The organism is Chloracidobacterium sp. (genome assembly GCA_025057975.1).
In the GTDB taxonomy this organism is placed as follows: Bacteria; Acidobacteriota; Blastocatellia; order Chloracidobacteriales; family Chloracidobacteriaceae; genus Chloracidobacterium.
In genome coordinates this window covers 1-995 of record JANWUV010000032.1, presented here as the reverse complement: position 1 = coordinate 995, position 995 = coordinate 1, and the positions used below count along the sequence as shown (strand labels likewise).

General features: G+C 67.5%; 1 protein-coding gene. It reads left to right on the top strand.

Annotation, left to right across the window (positions count from 1 at the left end):
* A partial coding sequence (locus tag NZ585_14880; protein ID MCS7081316.1) for a hypothetical protein occupies positions 1–995 on the top strand: 995 nt, incomplete at both ends.

Below are 995 nucleotides of genomic sequence, written 5' to 3'. Positions count from 1 at the left end.
GACGCGGAGGGATATTTGTTGAGCGTGACGGGGGCGCAGCCCGGCACGACGACGACGTTCACGTATGACGGGCTGGGGCGGGTACGGACGGTGACGGACGCGGACGGGTACACGGTGACGCTGAGCTACGACGCTTTGGATCGGGTGGTGCGGACGGACTACCCGGACGGGAGTCATCGGGCGACGAGTTACGCGCGGCCGAGCGACGGGAAGATGACGCTGGATGCGTGGGTGGCGCGCGACCGGCAGGGGCGGGAGACGCGGACGGAATACGACGGTTTGCGGCGGGTGACGCGGGTGACGGACGCGGCCGGGCGGGTGACGACGTTTGGGTGGTGCAACTGCGACGGGCTGGCGACGCTGACGGACGCGAAGGGACAGACGACGACGTGGACGCGCGACGTGCAGGGGCGTGTGACGAGCAAAGCGTTGGCGGACGGGGCGACGACGACCTATGCGTACGAGGCGACGACGAGCCGGCTGAAGTCTATGACGGACGCGAAGGGGCAGCGGACGAACTTCGCGTACCTGCTGGACGACAACGTGCAGAGCATCAGCTACACGAACGCGAGCGGGCAGCCGCTTACGCCGCCGACGCCGGGTGTGAGCTTCACGTACGACGCGGATTTCAACCGGCTGACGGGGATGACGGACGGGGTGGGGACGACGACGTACGAGTACTATCCAGTGAACGGGCAGCTTGGGGCCGGGCAGGTGAAGCGCGTGGACGGGCCGCTGGTCAACGACACGCTCACGTACACGTACGACGCGCTGGGGCGAATGGCGAGCCGGAGCGTGGGGACGGGGAACGCGCAGGCGATGACCTACGACAATCTTGGGCGGGTGACGAGCCTGACGAACCTGTTGGGGACGTTCACGCCGACATATGACGGGGTGACGGGACGGGTGCTGGAGTTGCTGTACCCGAACGGGCAGAAGACGCAGATGAGCTACGCGGACAATGTGGGCGACCGGCGGCTGACGGCGCTGGGCAA